20 protein-coding genes, 1 other RNA gene and 1 pseudogene are annotated in these 19200 nt (G+C 49.8%); 9 read left to right on the top strand and 13 right to left on the bottom strand.

Translation table 11 applies throughout. From position 1 onward, the window contains the following. The first annotated feature begins 290 nt into the window (after window positions 1-290). The 8 genes and pseudogenes from D8682_RS12730 to D8682_RS12695 all read left to right on the top strand — a co-directional run bounded on the left by D8682_RS12730 (window position 291) and on the right by D8682_RS12695 (window position 9487). A complete protein-coding gene (locus tag D8682_RS12730; protein ID WP_064540452.1) occupies window positions 291-1622 on the top strand; it encodes an MFS transporter in 1332 nt (443 codons plus the stop codon). Between the two features lie 37 nt (window positions 1623-1659). Continuing rightward, window positions 1660-2430 carry a 2-dehydro-3-deoxyglucarate aldolase gene (garL, locus tag D8682_RS12725; RefSeq protein WP_121814422.1) on the top strand — a complete coding sequence of 257 codons (771 nt, stop codon included), beginning with the start codon at window positions 1660-1662 and terminating at the stop codon, window positions 2428-2430. A gap of 27 nt (window positions 2431-2457) precedes the next feature. After that, on the top strand, window positions 2458-3348 hold the full coding sequence (gene garR / locus D8682_RS12720; RefSeq protein WP_121814421.1) for a 2-hydroxy-3-oxopropionate reductase: 891 nt from the start codon (window positions 2458-2460) through the stop codon (window positions 3346-3348). A gap of 98 nt (window positions 3349-3446) precedes the next feature. Continuing rightward, the gene (gene garK, locus D8682_RS12715; RefSeq protein ID WP_064540442.1) at window positions 3447-4592 is read left to right on the top strand and encodes a glycerate 2-kinase; all 1146 of its coding nucleotides are present in this window, start codon (window positions 3447-3449) and stop codon (window positions 4590-4592) included. A gap of 41 nt (window positions 4593-4633) precedes the next feature. Continuing rightward, window positions 4634-5012: RNase P RNA component class A (rnpB, locus tag D8682_RS12710), an RNA gene on the top strand. 194 nt (window positions 5013-5206) lie between these two features. After that, on the top strand, window positions 5207-6304 hold the full coding sequence (locus D8682_RS12705; protein ID WP_064540439.1) for an AAA family ATPase: 1098 nt from the start codon (window positions 5207-5209) through the stop codon (window positions 6302-6304). Window positions 6305-6812: 508 nt separating this feature from the next. Continuing rightward, complete coding sequence (locus tag D8682_RS12700) at window positions 6813-8135, top strand: amino acid permease (RefSeq protein ID WP_121814420.1); 1323 nt, start codon at window positions 6813-6815, stop codon at window positions 8133-8135. Window positions 8136-8180: 45 nt separating this feature from the next. Next, window positions 8181-9487: pseudogene (locus tag D8682_RS12695) on the top strand (serine dehydratase subunit alpha family protein). A 5-nt stretch (window positions 9488-9492) separates the two neighbouring features. Here D8682_RS12695 and D8682_RS12690 read toward each other — a convergent pair. Next, the gene (locus D8682_RS12690) at window positions 9493-9678 is read right to left on the bottom strand and encodes a hypothetical protein (RefSeq protein WP_064540432.1); all 186 of its coding nucleotides are present in this window, start codon (window positions 9676-9678) and stop codon (window positions 9493-9495) included. A gap of 33 nt (window positions 9679-9711) precedes the next feature. Continuing rightward, on the bottom strand, window positions 9712-10413 hold the full coding sequence (locus tag D8682_RS12685) for a pirin family protein (protein ID WP_064540644.1): 702 nt from the start codon (window positions 10411-10413) through the stop codon (window positions 9712-9714). A gap of 106 nt (window positions 10414-10519) precedes the next feature. Here D8682_RS12685 and D8682_RS12680 point away from each other — a divergent pair, with 106 nt between their 5' ends. After that, complete coding sequence (locus D8682_RS12680; protein ID WP_064540429.1) at window positions 10520-11410, top strand: LysR family transcriptional regulator; 891 nt, start codon at window positions 10520-10522, stop codon at window positions 11408-11410. A gap of 348 nt (window positions 11411-11758) precedes the next feature. Here D8682_RS12680 and D8682_RS12675 read toward each other — a convergent pair whose 3' ends face one another. The 11 genes from D8682_RS12675 to D8682_RS12625 all read right to left on the bottom strand — a co-directional run bounded on the left by D8682_RS12675 (window position 11759) and on the right by D8682_RS12625 (window position 19051). Continuing rightward, complete coding sequence (locus D8682_RS12675) at window positions 11759-12142, bottom strand: DUF805 domain-containing protein (RefSeq protein ID WP_064540426.1); 384 nt, start codon at window positions 12140-12142, stop codon at window positions 11759-11761. A gap of 85 nt (window positions 12143-12227) precedes the next feature. Further along, window positions 12228-13220, bottom strand: a complete 993-nt coding sequence (locus tag D8682_RS12670; protein WP_064540423.1) for a glutathione S-transferase family protein — start codon at window positions 13218-13220, stop codon at window positions 12228-12230. 78 nt (window positions 13221-13298) lie between these two features. After that, the gene (locus D8682_RS12665; protein WP_064540420.1) at window positions 13299-13691 is read right to left on the bottom strand and encodes a DoxX family protein; all 393 of its coding nucleotides are present in this window, start codon (window positions 13689-13691) and stop codon (window positions 13299-13301) included. Between the two features lie 209 nt (window positions 13692-13900). Further along, window positions 13901-14191 carry a YqjK-like family protein gene (locus D8682_RS12660; RefSeq protein ID WP_064540417.1) on the bottom strand — a complete coding sequence of 97 codons (291 nt, stop codon included), beginning with the start codon at window positions 14189-14191 and terminating at the stop codon, window positions 13901-13903. 2 nt (window positions 14192-14193) lie between these two features. Further along, entirely contained in the window at window positions 14194-14586 is a 393-nt protein-coding gene (locus D8682_RS12655; protein WP_064540414.1) for a phage holin family protein, read from the bottom strand. Window positions 14587-14588: 2 nt separating this feature from the next. Further along, complete coding sequence (locus tag D8682_RS12650) at window positions 14589-14894, bottom strand: YqjD family protein (protein ID WP_064540411.1); 306 nt, start codon at window positions 14892-14894, stop codon at window positions 14589-14591. A 45-nt stretch (window positions 14895-14939) separates the two neighbouring features. Next, on the bottom strand, window positions 14940-15308 hold the full coding sequence (locus D8682_RS12645) for a DUF1090 domain-containing protein (protein WP_064540408.1): 369 nt from the start codon (window positions 15306-15308) through the stop codon (window positions 14940-14942). Window positions 15309-15472: 164 nt separating this feature from the next. Further along, a complete protein-coding gene (gene mzrA, locus D8682_RS12640; protein ID WP_064540405.1) occupies window positions 15473-15850 on the bottom strand; it encodes an EnvZ/OmpR regulon moderator MzrA in 378 nt (125 codons plus the stop codon). A gap of 11 nt (window positions 15851-15861) precedes the next feature. Beyond that, window positions 15862-16524: a DedA family general envelope maintenance protein YqjA gene (gene yqjA / locus D8682_RS12635; protein ID WP_064540402.1), complete on the bottom strand. Its 663-nt coding sequence runs from the start codon at window positions 16522-16524 to the stop codon at window positions 15862-15864. Window positions 16525-16852: 328 nt separating this feature from the next. Further along, window positions 16853-17629: a transcriptional regulator ExuR gene (gene exuR / locus D8682_RS12630; RefSeq protein WP_064540399.1), complete on the bottom strand. Its 777-nt coding sequence runs from the start codon at window positions 17627-17629 to the stop codon at window positions 16853-16855. A 126-nt stretch (window positions 17630-17755) separates the two neighbouring features. After that, entirely contained in the window at window positions 17756-19051 is a 1296-nt protein-coding gene (locus tag D8682_RS12625) for an MFS transporter (RefSeq protein WP_064540396.1), read from the bottom strand. Window positions 19052-19200 lie beyond the last annotated feature (149 nt).

The raw sequence follows: 19200 nt of genomic DNA, 5'->3' as shown, positions 1-19200 counted from the left end.
TCAGTCCGTGAGAAATAAAAATGTGAGCGAGATCACTTTATATTGTGACGCCTAATCTGGAGGGGTGGGCAATCAATGAAATTGTGCAATACCCCCCACAAACATGTGCATAGGTTTAACTATTTATTGTTTTTCATGTCATTAATTGGGCATATGCCTAATGTCCATTGAGTTACTGATGGCTATACTGTGTTGCATATATTAAGCAGTGCCATCCCGAAATATAATTTATTAATATCTTATTAAATAAAAATCCTTGAATAAAGTACCCGCAACAGAGGATGTGAAAAATGATTTTGGATACAGCCATTGAGTCTAAAAAAGGTAAGCATACGCGATACCTAATATTATTAATTATCTTTATTGTGACGACGATTAACTATGCGGATCGCGCCACACTTTCTATTGCAGGTACTGAAGTTGCTAAAGAATTACAACTCAGTGCAATCTCAATGGGTTATATTTTCTCAGCATTTGGCTGGGCTTACCTGCTGATGCAAATCCCAGGCGGCTGGTTGCTTGACCGCTACGGTTCGAAGAAAGTCTACACTTACAGCCTGTTCTTCTGGTCGCTGTTTACCTTTATGCAGGGCTTTGTCGACATGGTACCGCTGGCGTATGCGGGTATCTCCATGTTTATCATGCGCTTTATGCTCGGTTTCTCTGAAGCACCTTCTTTCCCGGCGAACGCCCGTATTGTTGCGGCCTGGTTCCCCACCAAAGAACGCGGCACCGCATCTGCGATTTTTAACTCTGCACAGTATTTCTCGCTGGCGTTGTTCTCTCCATTACTCGGTTGGCTGACCTTTGCCTGGGGCTGGGAACACGTGTTTACCGTAATGGGCGGTATCGGTTTTGTGCTGACTTTCCTGTGGGTGAAGTTTATCCATAACCCGACTGACCACCCGCGTATGTCAAAAGAAGAACTGGATTACATCACTAAAGGCGGCGCAGTGGTCGATATGGACCACAAAAAACCAGGTGCCGTGGTTGAGGGGCCAAAACTTCATTACATCAAACAATTACTGACTAACCGCATGATGCTGGGCGTGTTCTTCGGTCAGTACTTTATCAACACCATTACCTGGTTCTTCCTGACCTGGTTCCCGATTTACCTGGTGCAAGATAAAGGTATGTCGATTCTGAAAGTGGGGATGGTGGCTTCTATTCCGGCTCTGTGTGGCTTCGCTGGCGGGGTGTTGGGCGGCGTATTCTCAGATTCGTTAATCAAACGCGGTTACTCACTGACTGTTGCTCGTAAGATACCGATTGTGCTCGGAATGTTGCTGGCTTCCACCATCATTCTTTGTAACTACACCGACAGTACCGCGCTGGTTATCGCGCTGATGGCATTCGCTTTCTTCGGTAAAGGTTTTGGTGCCCTGGGCTGGCCGGTTATTGCCGACACGGCTCCAAAAGAGATGGTCGGTCTGTGTGGAGCGGTCTTTAACGTGTTCGGTAACGTGGCTTCTATCGTGACACCACTAGTGATTGGTTACCTGGTTTCTGAGCTTCACTCCTTCAATGCGGCGCTGATCTTTGTTGGCTGCTCGGCGCTGATGGCAATGGTTTGTTATCTGTTCGTAGTTGGCGACATTAAACGTATGGAATTGCAGAAGTAATTCTCTCAACAGATAACTGCATAAATAAGGGCAACAGATGAATAACAACGTTTTCCCCAACAAATTCAAAGCGGCACTGGCAGCACATCAGACGCAAATCGGTTGCTGGTCTGCACTGGCAAATCCTATCAGTACTGAAGTGTTGGGGCTGGCAGGGTTCGACTGGATTGTGCTGGATGGCGAACATGCGCCAAACGACATCACCACTTTTATCCCGCAACTGATGGCGTTAAAGGGTAGCGAAAGTGCGGCGGTGGTTCGTGCACCAACTAACGACCCGGTGGTTATCAAGCGCTTGCTGGATATTGGTTTCTACAACTTCCTGATTCCGTTTGTGGAAACCCAGCCGGAAGCGGCGCTGGCGGTGTCTTCAACCCGCTATCCACCGGAAGGGATTCGCGGCGTGTCTGTTTCGCATCGCGCCAATATGTTTGGCACCGTGCCGGACTACTTCGCACAGTCCAACAAGAACATCACGATTCTGGTGCAAATCGAAAGCCAGCAGGGAGTGGATAACGTTGATGCGATTGCCGCGACTGAGGGCGTGGACGGCATTTTTGTCGGGCCAAGTGATTTGGCGGCGGCGTTGGGCCATTTGGGTAATGCCTCGCATCCGGAAGTGCAACATTGCATCCAACACATCTTTGCTCGTGCTAAAGCGCACGGTAAACCGGCCGGGATTCTGGCACCCGTTGAAGCGGATGCGCGCCGTTATCTGGAATGGGGCGCCACCTTTGTGGCCGTTGGTAGCGATTTAGGCTGCTTCCGCTCTGCAACGCAGAAACTCGCTGATTCTTTTAAAAAATAACCACCATTTAAAGAGAGAGACTGAATTATGACACTGAAAGTTGGGTTTATTGGCCTGGGTATCATGGGCAAACCAATGAGTAAAAACCTCATCAAAGCTGGTTATTCGCTGGTGGTTGCCGACCGTAATCCAGAGGTTATTGCTGAAATTATTGCGGCGGGTGCCGAAACCGCAGCCACGCCTAAAGATATTGCCGAGCAGTGTGATGTGATCATCACCATGCTGCCTAACTCCCCGCATGTGAAAGAAGTGGCACTGGGCGCGAACGGTATTATTGAAGGGGCAAAACCGGGCACTGTGGTTATCGATATGAGTTCTATCGCGCCACTGGCAAGCCGTGAAATCAGCGAAGCGCTGAAAGCCAAAGGTATCGACATGCTGGATGCACCGGTCAGCGGTGGCGAGCCAAAAGCTATCGAAGGTACGTTGTCTGTGATGGTTGGCGGCGACAAAGCGATTTTCGACAAGTATTACGACCTGCTGAAATCCATGGCCGGTTCCGTGGTGCATACCGGCGATATCGGTGCCGGCAACGTCACCAAACTGGCAAACCAGGTGATTGTAGCGCTGAACATTGCGGCGATGTCTGAAGCGCTGGTACTGGCGACCAAAGCAGGTGTTAGCCCGGAGTTAGTCTTCCAGGCGATTCGTGGCGGTCTTGCGGGCAGCACCGTTCTGGACGCGAAAGCGCCGATGGTGTTGGATCGTAATTTCAAGCCAGGTTTCCGCATCGATCTGCACATTAAAGATCTGGCAAATGCGCTGGATACCTCCCACGGCGTTGGTGCCCAATTGCCACTGACTGCGGCAGTGATGGAGATGATGCAGGCGCTGCGAGCCGATGGGCACGGTAACGATGACCATAGCGCCATCGCGTGTTACTACGAAAAACTGGCAAAAGTAGAAGTCGCCAGGTAATCAATCGTAGGGCGGGCAAGCCATGCGCCCCCGCCAATAATTGGTGGATGAATCCACCCTACAAAACTCGGCCCTTAAGTTTTTGGCATGGATACATTATGAAAATCGTAATCGCACCCGACTCTTATAAAGAAAGCCTCTCAGCTGTTGATGTGGCGAAGGCCATTGAAAAAGGATTCCGTGAGATATTTCCTGATGCAGAATATATATCGGTCCCGGTTGCAGATGGCGGGGAAGGTACGGTCGATGCCATGATCAGTGCGACACAAGGCAAAAAAATCACCACAACAGTGACCGGGCCGTTGGGCGAACCGGTGAGCGCATTTTGGGGAATGTCCGGCGACGGCAAGACGGCGTTTATCGAAATGGCTGAAGCCAGCGGACTTGCGCTAGTACCGCTCAAAAACCGTAACCCATTGATTACTACATCACATGGTACTGGCGAGCTGATTTTACGCGCTCTGGATAACGGTGCGCGCAACATTATTATCGGCATCGGCGGTAGCGCAACCAACGACGGTGGCGCGGGCATGGTGCAGGCGCTGGGCGCGAAACTGTGTGACGCAACGGGCAAAGAGATTAGCCACGGAGGTGGCAGTTTAATGAGCCTGAACACTATTGATATTTCAGGCCTCGACACCCGTTTGGCAGATTGCGTGATTAACGTGGCCTGCGATGTGACGAATCCTTTAATTGGCGATAACGGCGCTTCACGTGTCTTCGGGCCGCAAAAAGGGGCTGACGAAGCGATGATCGTTGAGCTGGATGCCAACCTTGCCCACTTCGCCGATGTGATTAAAAAAGATTTACATATTGATGTGAAAAATGCGCAAGGCGCGGGTGCCGCGGGTGGCATGGGCGCGGCTTTAATGGCGTTCCTTGGCGCAGAATTACGCAGCGGCGTTGAGATTGTGACCGAAGCTCTGCACCTTGAAGAACACATTCATGACTGCTCGCTGGTGGTGACCGGCGAAGGGCGTATGGATAGCCAGAGTATTCGTGGCAAAGTCCCGGTAGGTGTGGCAGCCGTGGCGAAAAAGTACCGTAAACCGGTGATTGGTATTGCAGGTTCGCTGACCAGCGATGTGGCGATAGTCCATCAACATGGCATCGATGCAGTGTTCAGTGTGCTCAACAGTATTGTTACGCTGGAAGAAGCGTTGAAAAACGCATTCGACAATATTTATCGTGCGTCGCGCAATATTGCGGCAACGGTGGCGATAGGTATCAATACCACCCGTTAGCAGGGGTGACAGGGGCGGGTAAAACCTCTATACTTCGCGCCGAAGCTGACCAGACAGTCGCCGCTTCGTCGTCGTCCTTCTTCGGAAGGAGACAGGCGGAGGGGAGGAAAGTCCGGGCTCCATAGGGCAGGGTGCCAGGTAACGCCTGGGGGGGTAACCCACGACCAGTGCAACAGAGAGCAAACCGCCGATGGCCCACGCAAGTGGGATCAGGTAAGGGTGAAAGGGTGCGGTAAGAGCGCACCGCGCGTCTGGTAACAGTTCGCGGCACGGTAAACTCCACCCGGAGCAAGGCCAAATAGGGGTTCATAAGGTACGGCCCGTACTGAACCCGGGTAGGCTGCTTGAGCCAGTGAGCGATTGCTGGCCTAGATGAATGACTGTCCACGACAGAACCCGGCTTATCGGTCAGCTTCAACCATTCAGGAACGCCCCGCACAGTGTAAATTGTGCGGGGCGTTTTGCTATGTGTGTTTTACCACCCTCACCCTGGCCCACTCCCTCAGGGAGAGGGGATGGATCGAGTTTTTCTCCCTCTCCTGAGGGAGAGGGTTGGGGTGAGGGCAAACAATTGCCATAATACGAACCTCGCCATCACCGGATTCCACTCCGCCATGATCAAATCCCTGTATATCGACAACTACCGTTCCGTGCGCAAGCTTTCCATCGATCTCGAACGGCTGAACGTGGTTTTTGGTCCTAATGGCTGCGGTAAATCCAACATTTATAAAGCAATCCATCTGATTCACGGGGCGGCGATGGGGCAGTTGTCGCATTGGTTATCGGATGAAGGCGGTATTCAGAAAGTGATGTGGGCGGGCGATCGCGCCAAAGGGTATGCCAGTGCGCCGCGCCGCATGACACTGGCGGTAGATACCGACGATTTTGAGTATGAATTGCAGGTCGGCTTCCCTGATAAACTGCCGTATCCAACCATGTTTGATCTCGATCCTATTGTTAAAGAAGAACAAATTTGGCTGAGTGGTTTCCGCCGTCGCCCTTCATCTTCCATTATGCACCGGCGTAACCAGGCGGTTTTTCTCAATGATGTGAACGGTGAGAAGGTGACGCATGCCGCCACACTCTACGAAAACGAATCTTTGTTCGGCCAGTTAGGCGAGCCGCATCTTTATCCTGAAGTTTCCAGCGCACGGGAAATACTGCGCAACTGGCGTTTCTACCACGAATTCGATATTACCAAGGGGGCCGGATTGCGTTTGCCGCAGGTCGGTTATCGCTCACCTGTTCTGGGCGGTGATGGTTTGAATTTGGCCGCGGCTTTCCAGACCATCGTTGAAATAGGTGATAGCGAATTACTGTTTGCGGTGCTGGATGAAGCGTTCCCTGAATGCACATTTTTCTGTGATAACAGGAACGGGCGTTTCCAGATGATGATGCACCGACAGGGGATTAATCGCCCGTTGGAGTCGGCTGAATTTTCTGACGGAACATTACGATTCTTGTGCCTGACCGTTGCGCTGCTTAGCCCCCGACCACCACGTTTTATTGCCCTCAATGAACCGGAAAACAGCCTGCATCCACAGATGTTGCCCGCACTGGCACGTTTGATCGCACAAGCGAGTCGCTACACGCAGATTTGGTTAACCAGCCACTCGCCAGAACTGGCGACGCTTATCGAGAGACATACTCCGTTTACGCTGTATCAATTGGCGATTGAGAACGGAGAAACGCGCGTTAACCGGCTTTCCTGATAATTTGCTGTAACCGTATGGCGAAATGGGAGATAAAAAATCTAAATCTTAACCATATTGATACAATAAACAGTGATTAATTCTGAATCGCCGTTGCAGTGTGAGGTGAGTCAAAATCTGGTGGCCATATTGTCACACCGCATTAACCTCACGAGTTGCGCCAGCTCACATTCGCGGTGGGTGGGTAATTTCCTTTAAAACAAAATACTCAAAACAAATACTTTAAAAACAATGAGTTAATTTTTTAGCGATACCTTTCCAATAACTCTTTTCTACCAAATTAGCAAAATACTGCATGAAATATGCAGATTTACCTCTAAACGGAGAAAAATTTACTCTTTTGTTTGGCTTCCTCTTGAGGAGTAGCAAATTTTTTCTCCGCTACCCGCGCTATCCTTTTCTCATTCTAAATACACGTCCAGGACACCGATCTCGTTTTTCGAGTATCTGGTCATCACTCTGTATTGAATATTCACGATTAAAACCTACAAATATAAGCGAGCACTTTATGGAAACGGGAAGCATTACTGCGGTTAATATTCCAGCATCCGGTCGAGCAGGAATGACAGAAAGTGAATGGCAGGCCGCGACAAAATTCGATAGTAAAGATGTCGGCTGGGTAATTATGAGTATCGGGATGGCGATTGGTGCCGGAATAGTCTTTTTACCAGTACAAGTCGGATTAATGGGGTTGTGGGTATTTCTGCTCTCCTCAATAGTAGGATATCCGGCAATGTATTTGTTCCAGCGTCTCTTTATTAATACCTTAGCGGAATCACCGGAATGTAAAGATTACCCTAGTGTGATTAGTGGTTATTTAGGTAAAAACTGGGGGATATTATTAGGCGCTCTCTATTTTGTTATGTTGGTTATTTGGTTGTTCGTTTATTCTACTGCCATTACTAATGATAGTGCCTCTTATTTACATACTTTTGGCGTGACCGAAGGGCTGTTATCAGATAATCCTTTTTATGGATTGGGACTGATTTGTGTTCTGGTCGCCATTTCTTCACGAGGCGAGCAGCTTTTATTTAAAATCTCAAGCTTCATGGTGCTGGCAAAGCTTTTGGTTGTCGCGGCATTGGGTTTCTCAATGATTGGCATGTGGCACTTGCACAACACCGGGATGCTGCCGCCAATGGGGATGCTGATTAAGAATGCGATCATTACCCTGCCATTTACATTGACCTCTATTCTGTTTATTCAAACATTAAGCCCGATGGTGATTTCGTATCGCTCAACAGAAAAGTCCCGGGAAGTGGCTCGTTTTAAAGCGTTGCGTGCCATGAATATTGCCTTCGGTATTCTTTTCGTGACGGTGTTCTTTTATGCAGTTTCTTTCACGCTGGCAATGGGGCACGACGAAGCTGTAAAAGCCTATGAGCAAAATATTTCGGCTCTCGCTATCGCTGCCCAATTCATTGATGGCGCTTCGGGCGCGTGGGTCACTGTCGTTAGCGTAATGCTCAATATCTTTGCAGTCATGACGGCATTCTTTGGTGTTTATCTTGGTTTCCGTGAAGCAACACAAGGTATCGTTATTAATATTTTACGTCGCAGAATGCCAGAAGAAAAAATAAACCAAAAATGGGTGCAGCGCGGAATTATGTTGTTCGCCATTTTATTGGCCTGGAGTGCGATCGTCCTTAACGCACCAGTATTAAGTTTTACCTCAATCTGTAGCCCAATATTTGGCATGGTTGGTTGTTTAATTCCTGCATGGCTGGTTTATAAAGTACCGGCACTGCACAAATATAAAGGTGCATCGCTGGTGATTATCATTATTACCGGGTTGCTGTTATGTGTTTCTCCATTCCTGGCGTTCTCCTGATTCGCAGGTGTTTGTATTGTAGTTCTCAGTATTAAGGTTAAAAAAATGACAAATACAGAAATGAACCCTGCGTGGGCAGAGTTAATCCGTGCGGTAAAACAAAATGTGAAGCCAGCAGTAGGGTGTACGGAACCCGTTTCACTGGCGCTGGCAAGCGCACTGGCTGCCTCGCATTTGGCCGGGAGAGTGATTCGAATTGAGGCCAAGGTTTCACCTAATCTGATGAAAAATGGCATGGGTGTTACCGTTCCTGGAACGGGAATGGTGGGGCTACCTATTGCCGCCGCAGTGGGCGCATTGGGCGGCGATCCGCTGGCGGGGTTAGAAGTTCTCAAAGGTGCGCCAGTAGAGGCGATTGCCGCCGGGAAGTTGCTGTTGGCAAGTGGCAAAGTGACGGTGACAATTCAGGAACTTTGTGAGGAAATCCTCTATACCCGCGTTACGGTCTATACCGCAGAAGAGTCAGCTACGGTGGTGATATCTGGCGAACATACCAGGGTAAGCCGTATCGAAAAGGACGGAGCGGTATTGTTCGATGCGCAAGGGGAGGCTAAGCCCGTTGACAATGAGCAGGCGTACCATCTGGAGCGATTTAACCTCGAGCAGATTGTTGAGTTTGCCCAGAGCGTTCCGTTTGACGATATAGGTTTTATTCTTGATGCCGCGTTGCTCAACGGTGAACTGTCGCGCGAAGGATTGCGGGCGCAATATGGTTTGCATATTGGTTCGACATTAAGCCGCCATCGCGATCGCGGTTTAATGGCTAAGGATCTGTTAAGTGACATAATGATCCGTACTTCGGCGGCATCTGATGCGCGCATGGGGGGGCTTGTCTGCCTGCAATGAGCAACTCAGGTTCTGGTAACCAGGGGATTACGGCGACGATGCCGGTTGTGGTGGTAGCCGAGCACCTTGGTTGCGATAGCGAGCGGCTGGCGCGTGCGTTGATACTGTCGCATCTGACCGCTATCTACATTCACCATCAGTTACCTACGTTGTCGGCATTGTGCGCAGCAACGACGGCCGCGATGGGTGCTGCGGCTGGGATAGCCTGGTTAATTGACGGAAGTTATCAGAGTATCTCGATGGCAATCAGCAATATGATTGGTGATGTTAGTGGGATGATTTGCGATGGCGCATCAAATAGCTGTGCAATGAAAGTGTCGACCAGTGCTGCTTCGGCATGGAAAGCGGTACTGATGGCGCTGGATAATACTTCGGTCACGGGGAATGAAGGTATCGTTGCTCATGATGTAGAGCAGTCGATAAGCAATCTGTGTGCCCTGGCAAGCCAGGCAATGCAGCACACAGACCGTCAGATTATTACGATTATGGCTAACAAAGTTGCCTGATATCCCTAAGCTTCTTCTTCAGCCATCTCGGTCAGGCGGACGTCCGCTTCGATAACAATGGCTTCCAGCTCGTTCAACATTTCGTCGTAGCTGAGTTCGGGTTCAGCGGTTGCCGTGATAATGGCAACCGCTGCCACAGGTGACGGCGCTGCTTTTTTTGTACTCTTCCGGGTAGCCAGTTTTTTACTCACAAATAACTCCTGTTGGTCAGACTTTGGCACTGGTCAGACCGGTAAATCTATCAGCAATGCACGCAGCGGAGTATCTGCAACCAACGTTATGTTAGCTTCGTCACGGATAAAAGCGCCATCGCCACAGGTAAGCCCTTCTTTTTGCTCGGCAGATGTAACAGCATGAACTGCACCGTGAATCGACTGCAAATAAGCTCGCGGGCCATGTAACTGGAAACTCAATTGCTGGCCTTTCTCCAGTTCAATTTGATGGACCCACACTTGCTGGCGCAATTGCAGGCTCTCTTTGCTGCCATCCGGCGACGCCAGCAATTGCTGCGGCTGGTCTGTCAGGCTGATTTTTTGCACCAATGGGTTTTCACGCTCCGGGCAGGCATCCAGCCACAACTGCATACGCGTCAGCGAGTTCTCTTTACTGAGGTTATGCTCGCTGTAACTCAGCCCAGGTTGGGTGGAAAGCAGCAACGCTTCACCTGCTTTCGCCTGAACATGGTTACCTTCGCTGTCGCGGTATTCCGCTTCGCCTTCGAGAATCAAATTGAGGATATCGACCTTCGGATAAGTTCGCGGCTGGAATGAAGCGCCAGGTGCCAGGACTTCCTGATTGAGTACGCGCAACGATGCATAGCCCAGCAATTTCGGGTCAAAATAGTGACCGAAAGAAAACGTATAGCGTGCCTGCAGCCATCCGTAGTCCGCTTTTCCGCATTGTTTGGCAGTTCTTGGCGTAATCATAATTTCATGGCCTCTTTTTACACTAGGCCCATGGTAAAACTCTGGACGTCGCATTGTTAGCTAGTTAATCTGCTCGGTATGTTCAAATTTCCTGAATGAGAACGAGATGGCTAAAGAGAGAGCATTGACGCTGGAAGCATTGCGGGTCATGGACGCAATTGACCGGCGCGGGAGTTTCGCCGCGGCTGCTGATGAGCTAGGGCGTGTGCCGTCAGCGCTGAGTTACACCATGCAGAAGCTTGAAGAAGAACTGGATGTGGTGCTGTTTGACCGTTCGGGCCATCGCACAAAATTTACCAATGTCGGGCGCATGTTGCTGGAGCGCGGGCGAGTTTTGCTCGAAGCGGCTGAAAAACTGACGACCGATGCTGAAGCACTAGCTCGTGGCTGGGAAACGCATCTCACCATCGTGACTGAAGCGCTGGTGCCAACGGCGAAGTTGTATCCGTTAGTCGAAAAACTTGCAGGTAAAGCGGACACCCAGTTATCGATCATTACGGAAGTTTTGGCGGGTTCATGGGAGCGTTTAGAGCAGGGGCGAGCGGATATTGTGATTGCGCCGGATATGCATTTCCGTTCTTCATCGGAGATTAACTCGCGCAAGTTGTACAAGGTGATGAGCGTTTATGTCGCCGCACCCGACCACCCGATTCACAATGAACCGGAGCCACTTTCAGAAGTGACACGCGTGAAGTATCGCGGTATTGCGGTGGCTGATACTGCGCGGGAACGCCCGGTGATCACGGTGCAATTACTGGATAAACAGCCGCGTTTGACGGTGAGTAGCATGGAAGATAAACGGCAGGCGTTGTTGGCCGGTTTGGGTGTGGCGACGATGCCTTATCCGCTGGTCGAACAGGATATTGCCGAAGGGCGTTTGCGCGTGGTGAGCCCTGAATACACCAACGAAATTGACATTATTATGGCGTGGCGACGCGATAGCATGGGCGAGGCGAAAGCCTGGTGCTTGCGTGAAATTCCAAAATTGTTGAAGTAGTGGCTACGCCCTCACCCCGGCCCTCTCCCTCAGGAGAGGGGGAAAACCGGACAATTCCCTCTCCCTCAGGAGAGGAGGGAAACCGGACAATTCCCTCTCCCTCAGGAGAGGAGGGAAACCGGACAATTCCCTCTCCCTCAGGAGAGGAGGGAAACCGGACAATTCCCTCTCCCTCAGGAGAGGAGGGAAACCGGACAATTCCCTCTCCCTCAGGAGAGGGGGAAAGCGGACAATGCCTTCTCCCTCAGGAGAGGGGGAAAACCGGACAATTCCCTCTCCCTCAGGAGAGGGGGAAAACCGGACAATTCCCTCTCCCTCAGGGAGAGGGCTAGGGTGAGGGGCAAAGCATTATTCACTGACTAATCTGGCATCCATCGCTTTTGGATCTGAACCGTATTTATTCTCACCCGGTGTGCCATTCTGGCAGTTGAACGCCAGAATAATCAGCCAGCCGACAATCGGAATAAATATCAGCAGTAACCACCAGGCTGAACGATCGGTATCGTGCAAACGACGGAACTGTACAGCCCAGTAAGGCAGGAAAATCAGCAGGCCATAAATGGTAGCCAGCAGACCTTCTTCTTTCGCAATTCGCAGTCCTAACATCTTATCCAGAATGGTTAACACGACGGTCAGTACCAGGTTCACCAGAATGAACATCCAGAATTCTTTACGTCGCGCCCGTCCGCTGAAACCAATGTAATTTCTTAGTACTTTGAAATACCAATCCATTTTTTGCCTACCTTGAGTTCTAACGATCTAATTCAAGAATAGTCGCGAATGATTTTTGCGTAAATCATAGCTTGGGTGAATTTAATCAACCGTGGTTAAACCGTTCATCGCGACCATGTGGCTCATTTAAATCCTGCGCAGGGCCAATGGAAATAATGCCCGTTGGGTTAATCGTTTTATGGCTGCGGTAATAGTGATTGCGGATATGCGCGAAATCGACGGTCTCGGCAATGCCCGGCATTTGGTAGATATCCCGCAAGAATCCGTAGATATTCAGGTAATCACTAATGCGGTGTTTGTCGCATTTAAAGTGGGTGACGTACACAGGATCGAAACGTACCAGTGTCGTCCACAGGCGAATATCGGCTTCAGTCAGTTGGTCACCGGTTAAATAGCGGTGCTGGCCAAGGATTTGCTCGACGCGCGCCAGTGATTCAAACACTTTGCTGACCGCTTCATCATAAGCTTCCTGAGAAGTGGCAAAACCTGCTTTATACACGCCGTTATTAATGGTGTCGTAAATCCAGCTATTCAGTTCATCAATCTGGCTGCGTAACTGTGGCGGATAATAATCTCCGGCACGAGCCCCTTTGGCATCAAACGCGGTATTCAGCATGCGAATGATTTCAGCAGATTCGTTACTGACAATCGTCTGGGTTTTCTTGTCCCATAAAACCGGAACGGTAACGCGGCCGGTGTAGTTTGGGTCAGCTTGCAGATAGAGTTGATAGAGATATTCGTGCTGGTATAGGCCATCACCGGTCGCGTTCGGGAAGTCGTCATCGAACGTCCAGCCATCTTGCAACATCAGCGGGTTAACCACTGAAACCGAGATAAAAGATTCGAGGCCTTTCAAAGCTCGCATGATGAGGGTGCGATGCGCCCACGGACAAGCGAGGGAAACATAGAGATGGTAACGGTCTTTTTCAGCGGCAAAGCCACCTTTACCGTTCGCACCGGGTTCGCCATCAGCCGTCAGCCAATTGCGAAACACTGACTCTGAACGTTTGAAACTGCCACCGGTAGATTTGGTGTCATACCAGACATCGTGCCAGACGCCATCAATTAACTGTCCCATGCTGTTCTCCAGGTGAGCTTTAAAAACAAAAAAGCGAAGGGATTAACCTTCGCTCTTATTGATAATCAGTATAGAACCTTACCAGTTTTTCTTCAGCAGGCGGTCGATGCTGTATGCGCCTGGCCCGAAGATAGCCAGTAACAGATAACCACCGGCAATGGTGAAGTTCTTCATAAACATGATGGAGTTCGGGCCCTGGCTGAAATCAGCGTGGAACAGGAATGCCGTCAGAAGCGTAAATACCGCAGTAATAATCGCCGTGGTACGTGTGAAGAAGCCGAACAGGATGGCCAGACCGCCGCCAAACTCAAGCAGAATGGTCAAAGGCAGCAAGAACCCTGGGACGCCCATCGCTTCCATATATTGTTGAGTACCGGCATAACCGTTAATTTTGCCCCAACCTGCAACGATGAACAGAATTGGCATCAAGATACGAGCTAACAGTACACCAGCATCATCTAATTTTTTCATTTTACTCTCCAGAGAAATTCTATTGGGTGCTATCAGCCCAGGATTTTTTGTCTTTGCAATTTCCGGTGGTTACCGTTAACTGCGGTTGATGTGGAGGATAATAGACGGGGCATTAATGGATTGTTAGCAAGGAATACTGTCGATGTTTTTCAAATTACTTGAGTAAGCCTGCTAATAAAAACGCCGCTTATTTTAAGCGGCGTTAGGGATTACTGCGATTGCTGTTGCACCGTATTGCGAATCAGGCGCCAGGCGCTCCAGGCACCGAAACCGCGTCTGGCCCAGCGCATCAGGAAGCTCGGGTGGCGCACAGTCCAGATAGCCATCACGCTGCTGGCGATTAACGCATAACTGCGCAAGCTCAGTAAGGTGTTCCAGCCGCGATCATAGGCGCCTGTCGCTTCCAGCCAATCGCGCCTGCTGGCACTTAAATCCAGCCGTTGTTGTTGAATCTGGCTGAGTAAAAAGGCCTTGCGCTTATCAAGCTCACGGTTGCTCATGGTTAGTCATCTTCCAGCAAAGCACGGTCGTTTTCGAGTTCACGACGAGTATGGCGCAGCAGTGTGGACTGGCGAGATTTACGCAGCGTCCAGATAGCTCCGATCACCGCAAGCCCCAGCAGGACTGCGGTCGTCGCAATCATGGCATTCAGACGATACTGCGGTTCGACGGCCCAGAAAATCAGCACCACCAGGCTCATTAATCCGAATGCTGCAAATAGCATGGTTAACCCAAGCATTAACAGCAACTGAACCAGATGGGCTTTCTCTTCTTCCAGTTCAACCACGGCAAGACGCAGGCGCGTTTCCACCATCCCAACGATGATGGTGACGATGCGCTGACCAATGCCGAGGACGCTTTTGCCCGGCCCTTGAGTGTGATGGGATTCAGGCATAATTAACGGCGAGTCAGCAGGACACCGAGCACGACGCCAATCGCCGCCCCAATACCCACGCCGGTCCATGGATTTTCACGAACATAATCGTCAGCTTTTGCCGCCGCTTCTCGCGTTTGTTTGGCAATCACGTCGCCGGTATCACCCAGACGGACACGGCTTTCTTTCAGCGCTTTTTCGGCTTTGCCACGCAGTCTTTCAAGTTCGGATTTTGACTTGTCCGTCGATGCACTCAGCACTTCTTCAAGGGTATCAGCCAGGGATTTCAGCTCTGCGCGCAAGTGTTCTGATGTAGTATCTTTTGACATAGTTCTCTCCAGATTTTCTAAGAATGACGGGTTTATTAAAGAGTCTTAGTAATCACGGGCCTGCAGGACTTTCAGTTCATGTTCTGCTTCAGACAGCTTCTGCTCCCGCTTGGTAATTTTTTCCGCATCGCCTTTTTCGCGAGCTTCTTTGAGGTCAGCTTTTCGTTCGGTAATTTCGGCTTTTTGCTCGTTGATTTTCTTCTGATGGGCCGCGCGTAAACTGCTGTCAGTACAATTGGCGCGGACTTCTTTCAACGCTTTATTAAGCCCATCGACACGACTTTTGTTCTGATGTTTTTCCGCATAGCCAATTTCACGTTGAATATCCTGCTCTTTCTCACTGCACAGCGAGTTGGCATGTGCCGCAGAAGTTAAAGATAACAAGGCAATAGCCAATACGGTACGAGTGTTCATGTTAAACCTTCCATTGTGATGTACGTTTAGCCGTAAGGTTAAACACACAAAGAATCCAGAAATTATTCGAAAATGATGATTTGTAGCGATTTAAGTAAACAAGCATAGTCAGAAACTGAGTATAAACCCAATCCGTGGTAACAATTTAGGATTTCTGGAAAGGGTTAACCGATGCGGATATTTTCGTTGAGCATGCGTGTCAGCCAACTGCTGGCGCTGTCTTCTTCTTCTTGTTGAGCGATGACATAACCATGCGGCAGTGTCCTGTACAACACGACTTTTGCGGCTTCGCTTTGCGCACTTGAATCAAATTTGATCAACAAGGAGTTGTTTTCAGGGGTAATGCTTTTGAAACGGATACCGTTAGCATCAAGATGATGCCAGACAAAAAAGCCGTCAGGCATGCTGATACCTTGTTGATTAGAGCGAATTTCCAGCGTTGATTCGGTGCGCTGCATTCCAGACCATATCAATATGGACGCTGCCGCAACAACACCGATCAATATCGTGGCCCGCAGGCCACGAAAAACGTGTGTTTTCATCGTCATCCCTCTTAACTGCGGTTACCGTATTTCTTACGCCAAAGCACAATCAACGAACCGATCAGGCCGCATACCAGTAACACCACTGGTAACAGCATCAGGCAGGACATCAACGCATCTTCATATTTCAGGAATACAGGTGTTTTGCCAAGCAGATAACCCAGCGAGGTCAAAATCAGAACCCACAATAACCCGCTCATCCAGTTGAAGAACTGGAAGCGCGCATTATTCAGACCGGATAAACCGGCAATAGTTGGCAGCAGGGTGCGAACAAAAGCGATAAAACGGCCAATCAGCAACGCAGACAAACCATGTTTGTGGAATAAGCTATGCGCGCGTTGATGGTAGTGTGCAGGAAGGTGCGAAAGCCAATTCTGCACGATGCGCGTATTCCCAAGCCAGCGCCCTTGAATATAACTGAGCCAACAGCCGAGACTTGCGGCGGTGGTTAATAAAAGCAAGGTTTCAGGAAAACCCATAGCCCCTTTGGCAATCAATACACCGACCAAAACTAACAAGCTATCACCGGGCAGGAAAGCTGCTGGTAACAGACCATTTTCAAGGAATAAAATCATGAATAACACGAAGTAAAGCATGCCAATCATTCCCGGATTGGCGAGCGTTTCAAAATCCTGGTTCCATAAAGCGTTCAACAATTGCGTGAAAAGTTCCATTCAGTGTTCCTGGCACATCGATTAAGACCGCTGATCAAAGTCAGATGGTAGAGCACGGCTTTGTTATGTGTGTTGTGTTGTTGCCGATTGTCATTCACTGCTCTTTGCCGGTTCGTATTACATTTCCCTATGAAAGCGAACAGGTAGTGAAAGCAAAGCTGATTCTTACAGTGAAATTGCATCTAATTGTAACAAAGCTCTGTGCAAGGCGTCACAGTATTTGTGCTTTGTTGAGGGACGATTTTGATTGCTAGTCGAGGGGCTGGCGAGGGTATTTACAAACGCTGACACTATTGTTGGTTTGCTTACCCTCGCGAGAGGAAAATAACTACTTTTGGCCGTTTGCTGCGGTATCGAGATGAATTACCGGATTATCCGCAAACAAATAGCGATCAGCATTGAACTCGAAATCATCACTGGTTGCATCAAACAGCATTTGTTTAGTGTTTTCCAGGTGTTGCCACATCGCCACTTTAGCCGCATGTGGGTCTTTACGAATCAGTGCCTTAAGAATTTGGTCGTGATCGTCGCACCAGTTGTCAGCGGTACGCTTATCAATATGCTCGTGAAGTTTTTTCCAGTATGGGTTGTGGATGCGTTGGCTCCACATTTTTTCCACGATGGCTGCAAGGGCTGTATTTTGTGATGCCAGAGCCACCTGAGTGTGGAAATGAAGATCCCACTCTGAATCCTGGAAATTGTGCTCATTACGCGCCATTTCCTGAATTTCCATGAGCTTGACGATGTCTTGCTTAGTGACCTGTGTCGCCGCAAATTCAGCGATATTGCTCTCAATCAACTGACGAGCTTGCAGCAGCTCAAAGGGACCAAAACTAGCGAATTCAAACTGTTCATCAGGAAGATTGGTGTATTTCGCCTGATTGGCGATGACATGGATGCCGGAGCCTTTGCGTACTTCGACGTATCCTTCCACTTCCAGCATGATTATTGCTTCACGAACCACAGTGCGACTCACGTTCTTCTCTTCAGCAATAAAGCGCTCCGCCGGGAGTTTTTCCCCAACCAAATAAACACCGTTTTCGATGCGTTGTTTAAGTTCAGCGGCCAGTTGCTGATAAAGACGACGTGGTTCCATAATATCCATCTGTAGCTCCGGGAAAGGTCCTGCGGTTAACCTTATTTGTTATACCACTTTTCAAAGATAGGCTCCATATTCTGGATACACAAAAGCCGCCATTAAGGCGGCTTTAAGTGCAAACTGAGACACCGATTATGCTAACGCTTGTTTCGGTTTTTGCTGGTCATTCAACTCACTGATGGGTTTGTTTTGCAGCACGGTCCAGATAACGATAGCACCGAGGATGTCGAACACCGCCAGAGCTGCAAACAGTGGGCTGAAGCCAAGGGTATCGGCCAACGCACCAACCACCAGAGCAAACATGGTGCTCGCAGTCCATGCCGCCATACCGGTCAGGCCATTCGCGGTTGCCACTTCATTACGACCAAATACGTCAGAAGAGAGCGTAATCAGTGCGCCAGACAGTGACTGGTGAGCAAAGCCGCCAACACACAGCAGGGCGATTGCCACATATGGGCTGGTGAACAGACCGATGGTGCCTGGAGCAATCATCAGAATCGCGCCCATGGTCACAACCATTTTACGGGAAACAATCAAGTTCACGCCGAATACGCGCTGGAAGATAGGAGGAAGGTAGCCGCCAACGATACAGCCCAGGTCAGCAAACAGCATTGGCATCCAGGCAAACATCGCAATGTGTTTCAGGTCAAAGCCATACACTTTGAACATGAACAATGGGATCCAGGCGTTGAAAGTCCCCCACGCGGGTTCTGCCAGGAAACGTGGCAGTGCGATACCCCAGAACTGGCGGTTCTGCACGATTTTCCAGGCGCTCATTTTCTTGCTGTTGCCGGTCTGGTGATGAGCTTCCTGGCCGCCAATGATGTATTCACGTTCTTCTTCAGAAAGTCGTTTCTGATCGCGTGGGTGTTTGTAGAAAATCAACCAGGCCATTGCCCAGGCAAAGCTCAGCACACCAGAGATGATGAATGCCATCTGCCAGCTGTGCATGACAATCGCCCAAACGACTAATGGTGGAGCAATCATGCCGCCGATAGAAGAACCGACGTTGAAGTAACCTACTGCTATAGAACGCTCTTTAGCCGGGAACCATTCGCTACTGGCTTTCAGGCCCGCAGGGATCATGGCGGCTTCTGCAGCACCCACGGCACCACGAGCAATTGCCAGGCCACCCCAGCTTCCCGCCAGTGCTGTTGCACCACAGAAAATTGCCCATGCGACCGCGAAGAAGGCGTAGCCTACTTTAGTCCCCAGGACATCAAGCACGTAGCCCGCAACGGGCTGCATAATGGTATAGCAAGCTGAGTAGGCGGCTATAATGTAGGAATATTGCTGAGTCGAAATATGCAGCTCTTCCATCAATGTTGGAGCGGCCGCTGCAATAGTATTACGTGTTAGATAACCCAGTATGGTGCCCATAGTTACCAGGGCAATCATGTACCAGCGTAAGCCTTTAATCTTTCCCATTGGAATTTCATCCCGTCTTCATAATCAACCGTGTGTCATGCGGTTGCACGTCCGGCATTGCTGCCAGAACGAGTGTTCGATTAGAGGGGTTCATATCCGGGGGTATCACCCGGTACGACCCGTACCTTGCCTTAAAATAAACAAACTGT

Source organism: Buttiauxella sp. 3AFRM03, from assembly GCF_003675305.1.
Lineage (GTDB): Bacteria > Pseudomonadota > Gammaproteobacteria > Enterobacterales > Enterobacteriaceae > Buttiauxella > Buttiauxella ferragutiae.
This window is presented reverse-complemented; position numbering and strand designations above follow the sequence as displayed.

Excerpts from the sequence above, each read along its gene's own strand:
- D8682_RS12680 (WP_064540429.1), top strand. The coding sequence starts at position 10,520 with ATGGCTAAAGAGAGAGCATTGACGCTGGAAGCATTGCGGGTCATGGAC.
- exuR (WP_064540399.1), bottom strand. The coding sequence starts at position 17,629 with ATGGATATTATGGAACCACGTCGTCTTTATCAGCAACTGGCCGCTGAA.
- mzrA (WP_064540405.1), bottom strand. The coding sequence starts at position 15,850 with ATGAAAACACACGTTTTTCGTGGCCTGCGGGCCACGATATTGATCGGT.
- D8682_RS12730 (WP_064540452.1), top strand. The coding sequence starts at position 291 with ATGATTTTGGATACAGCCATTGAGTCTAAAAAAGGTAAGCATACGCGA.
- D8682_RS12685 (WP_064540644.1), bottom strand. The coding sequence starts at position 10,413 with ATGATTACGCCAAGAACTGCCAAACAATGCGGAAAAGCGGACTACGGA.
- D8682_RS12675 (WP_064540426.1), bottom strand. The coding sequence starts at position 12,142 with ATGGATTGGTATTTCAAAGTACTAAGAAATTACATTGGTTTCAGCGGA.
- D8682_RS12655 (WP_064540414.1), bottom strand. The coding sequence starts at position 14,586 with ATGCCTGAATCCCATCACACTCAAGGGCCGGGCAAAAGCGTCCTCGGC.
- garK (WP_064540442.1), top strand. The coding sequence starts at position 3,447 with ATGAAAATCGTAATCGCACCCGACTCTTATAAAGAAAGCCTCTCAGCT.
- D8682_RS12625 (WP_064540396.1), bottom strand. The coding sequence starts at position 19,051 with ATGGGAAAGATTAAAGGCTTACGCTGGTACATGATTGCCCTGGTAACT.
- D8682_RS12670 (WP_064540423.1), bottom strand. The coding sequence starts at position 13,220 with ATGGGACAGTTAATTGATGGCGTCTGGCACGATGTCTGGTATGACACC.
- D8682_RS12650 (WP_064540411.1), bottom strand. The coding sequence starts at position 14,894 with ATGTCAAAAGATACTACATCAGAACACTTGCGCGCAGAGCTGAAATCC.
- D8682_RS12660 (WP_064540417.1), bottom strand. The coding sequence starts at position 14,191 with ATGAGCAACCGTGAGCTTGATAAGCGCAAGGCCTTTTTACTCAGCCAG.
- D8682_RS12645 (WP_064540408.1), bottom strand. The coding sequence starts at position 15,308 with ATGAACACTCGTACCGTATTGGCTATTGCCTTGTTATCTTTAACTTCT.
- D8682_RS12705 (WP_064540439.1), top strand. The coding sequence starts at position 5,207 with ATGATCAAATCCCTGTATATCGACAACTACCGTTCCGTGCGCAAGCTT.
- D8682_RS12665 (WP_064540420.1), bottom strand. The coding sequence starts at position 13,691 with ATGAAAAAATTAGATGATGCTGGTGTACTGTTAGCTCGTATCTTGATG.
- D8682_RS12700 (WP_121814420.1), top strand. The coding sequence starts at position 6,813 with ATGGAAACGGGAAGCATTACTGCGGTTAATATTCCAGCATCCGGTCGA.
- garL (WP_121814422.1), top strand. The coding sequence starts at position 1,660 with ATGAATAACAACGTTTTCCCCAACAAATTCAAAGCGGCACTGGCAGCA.
- yqjA (WP_064540402.1), bottom strand. The coding sequence starts at position 16,524 with ATGGAACTTTTCACGCAATTGTTGAACGCTTTATGGAACCAGGATTTT.
- garR (WP_121814421.1), top strand. The coding sequence starts at position 2,458 with ATGACACTGAAAGTTGGGTTTATTGGCCTGGGTATCATGGGCAAACCA.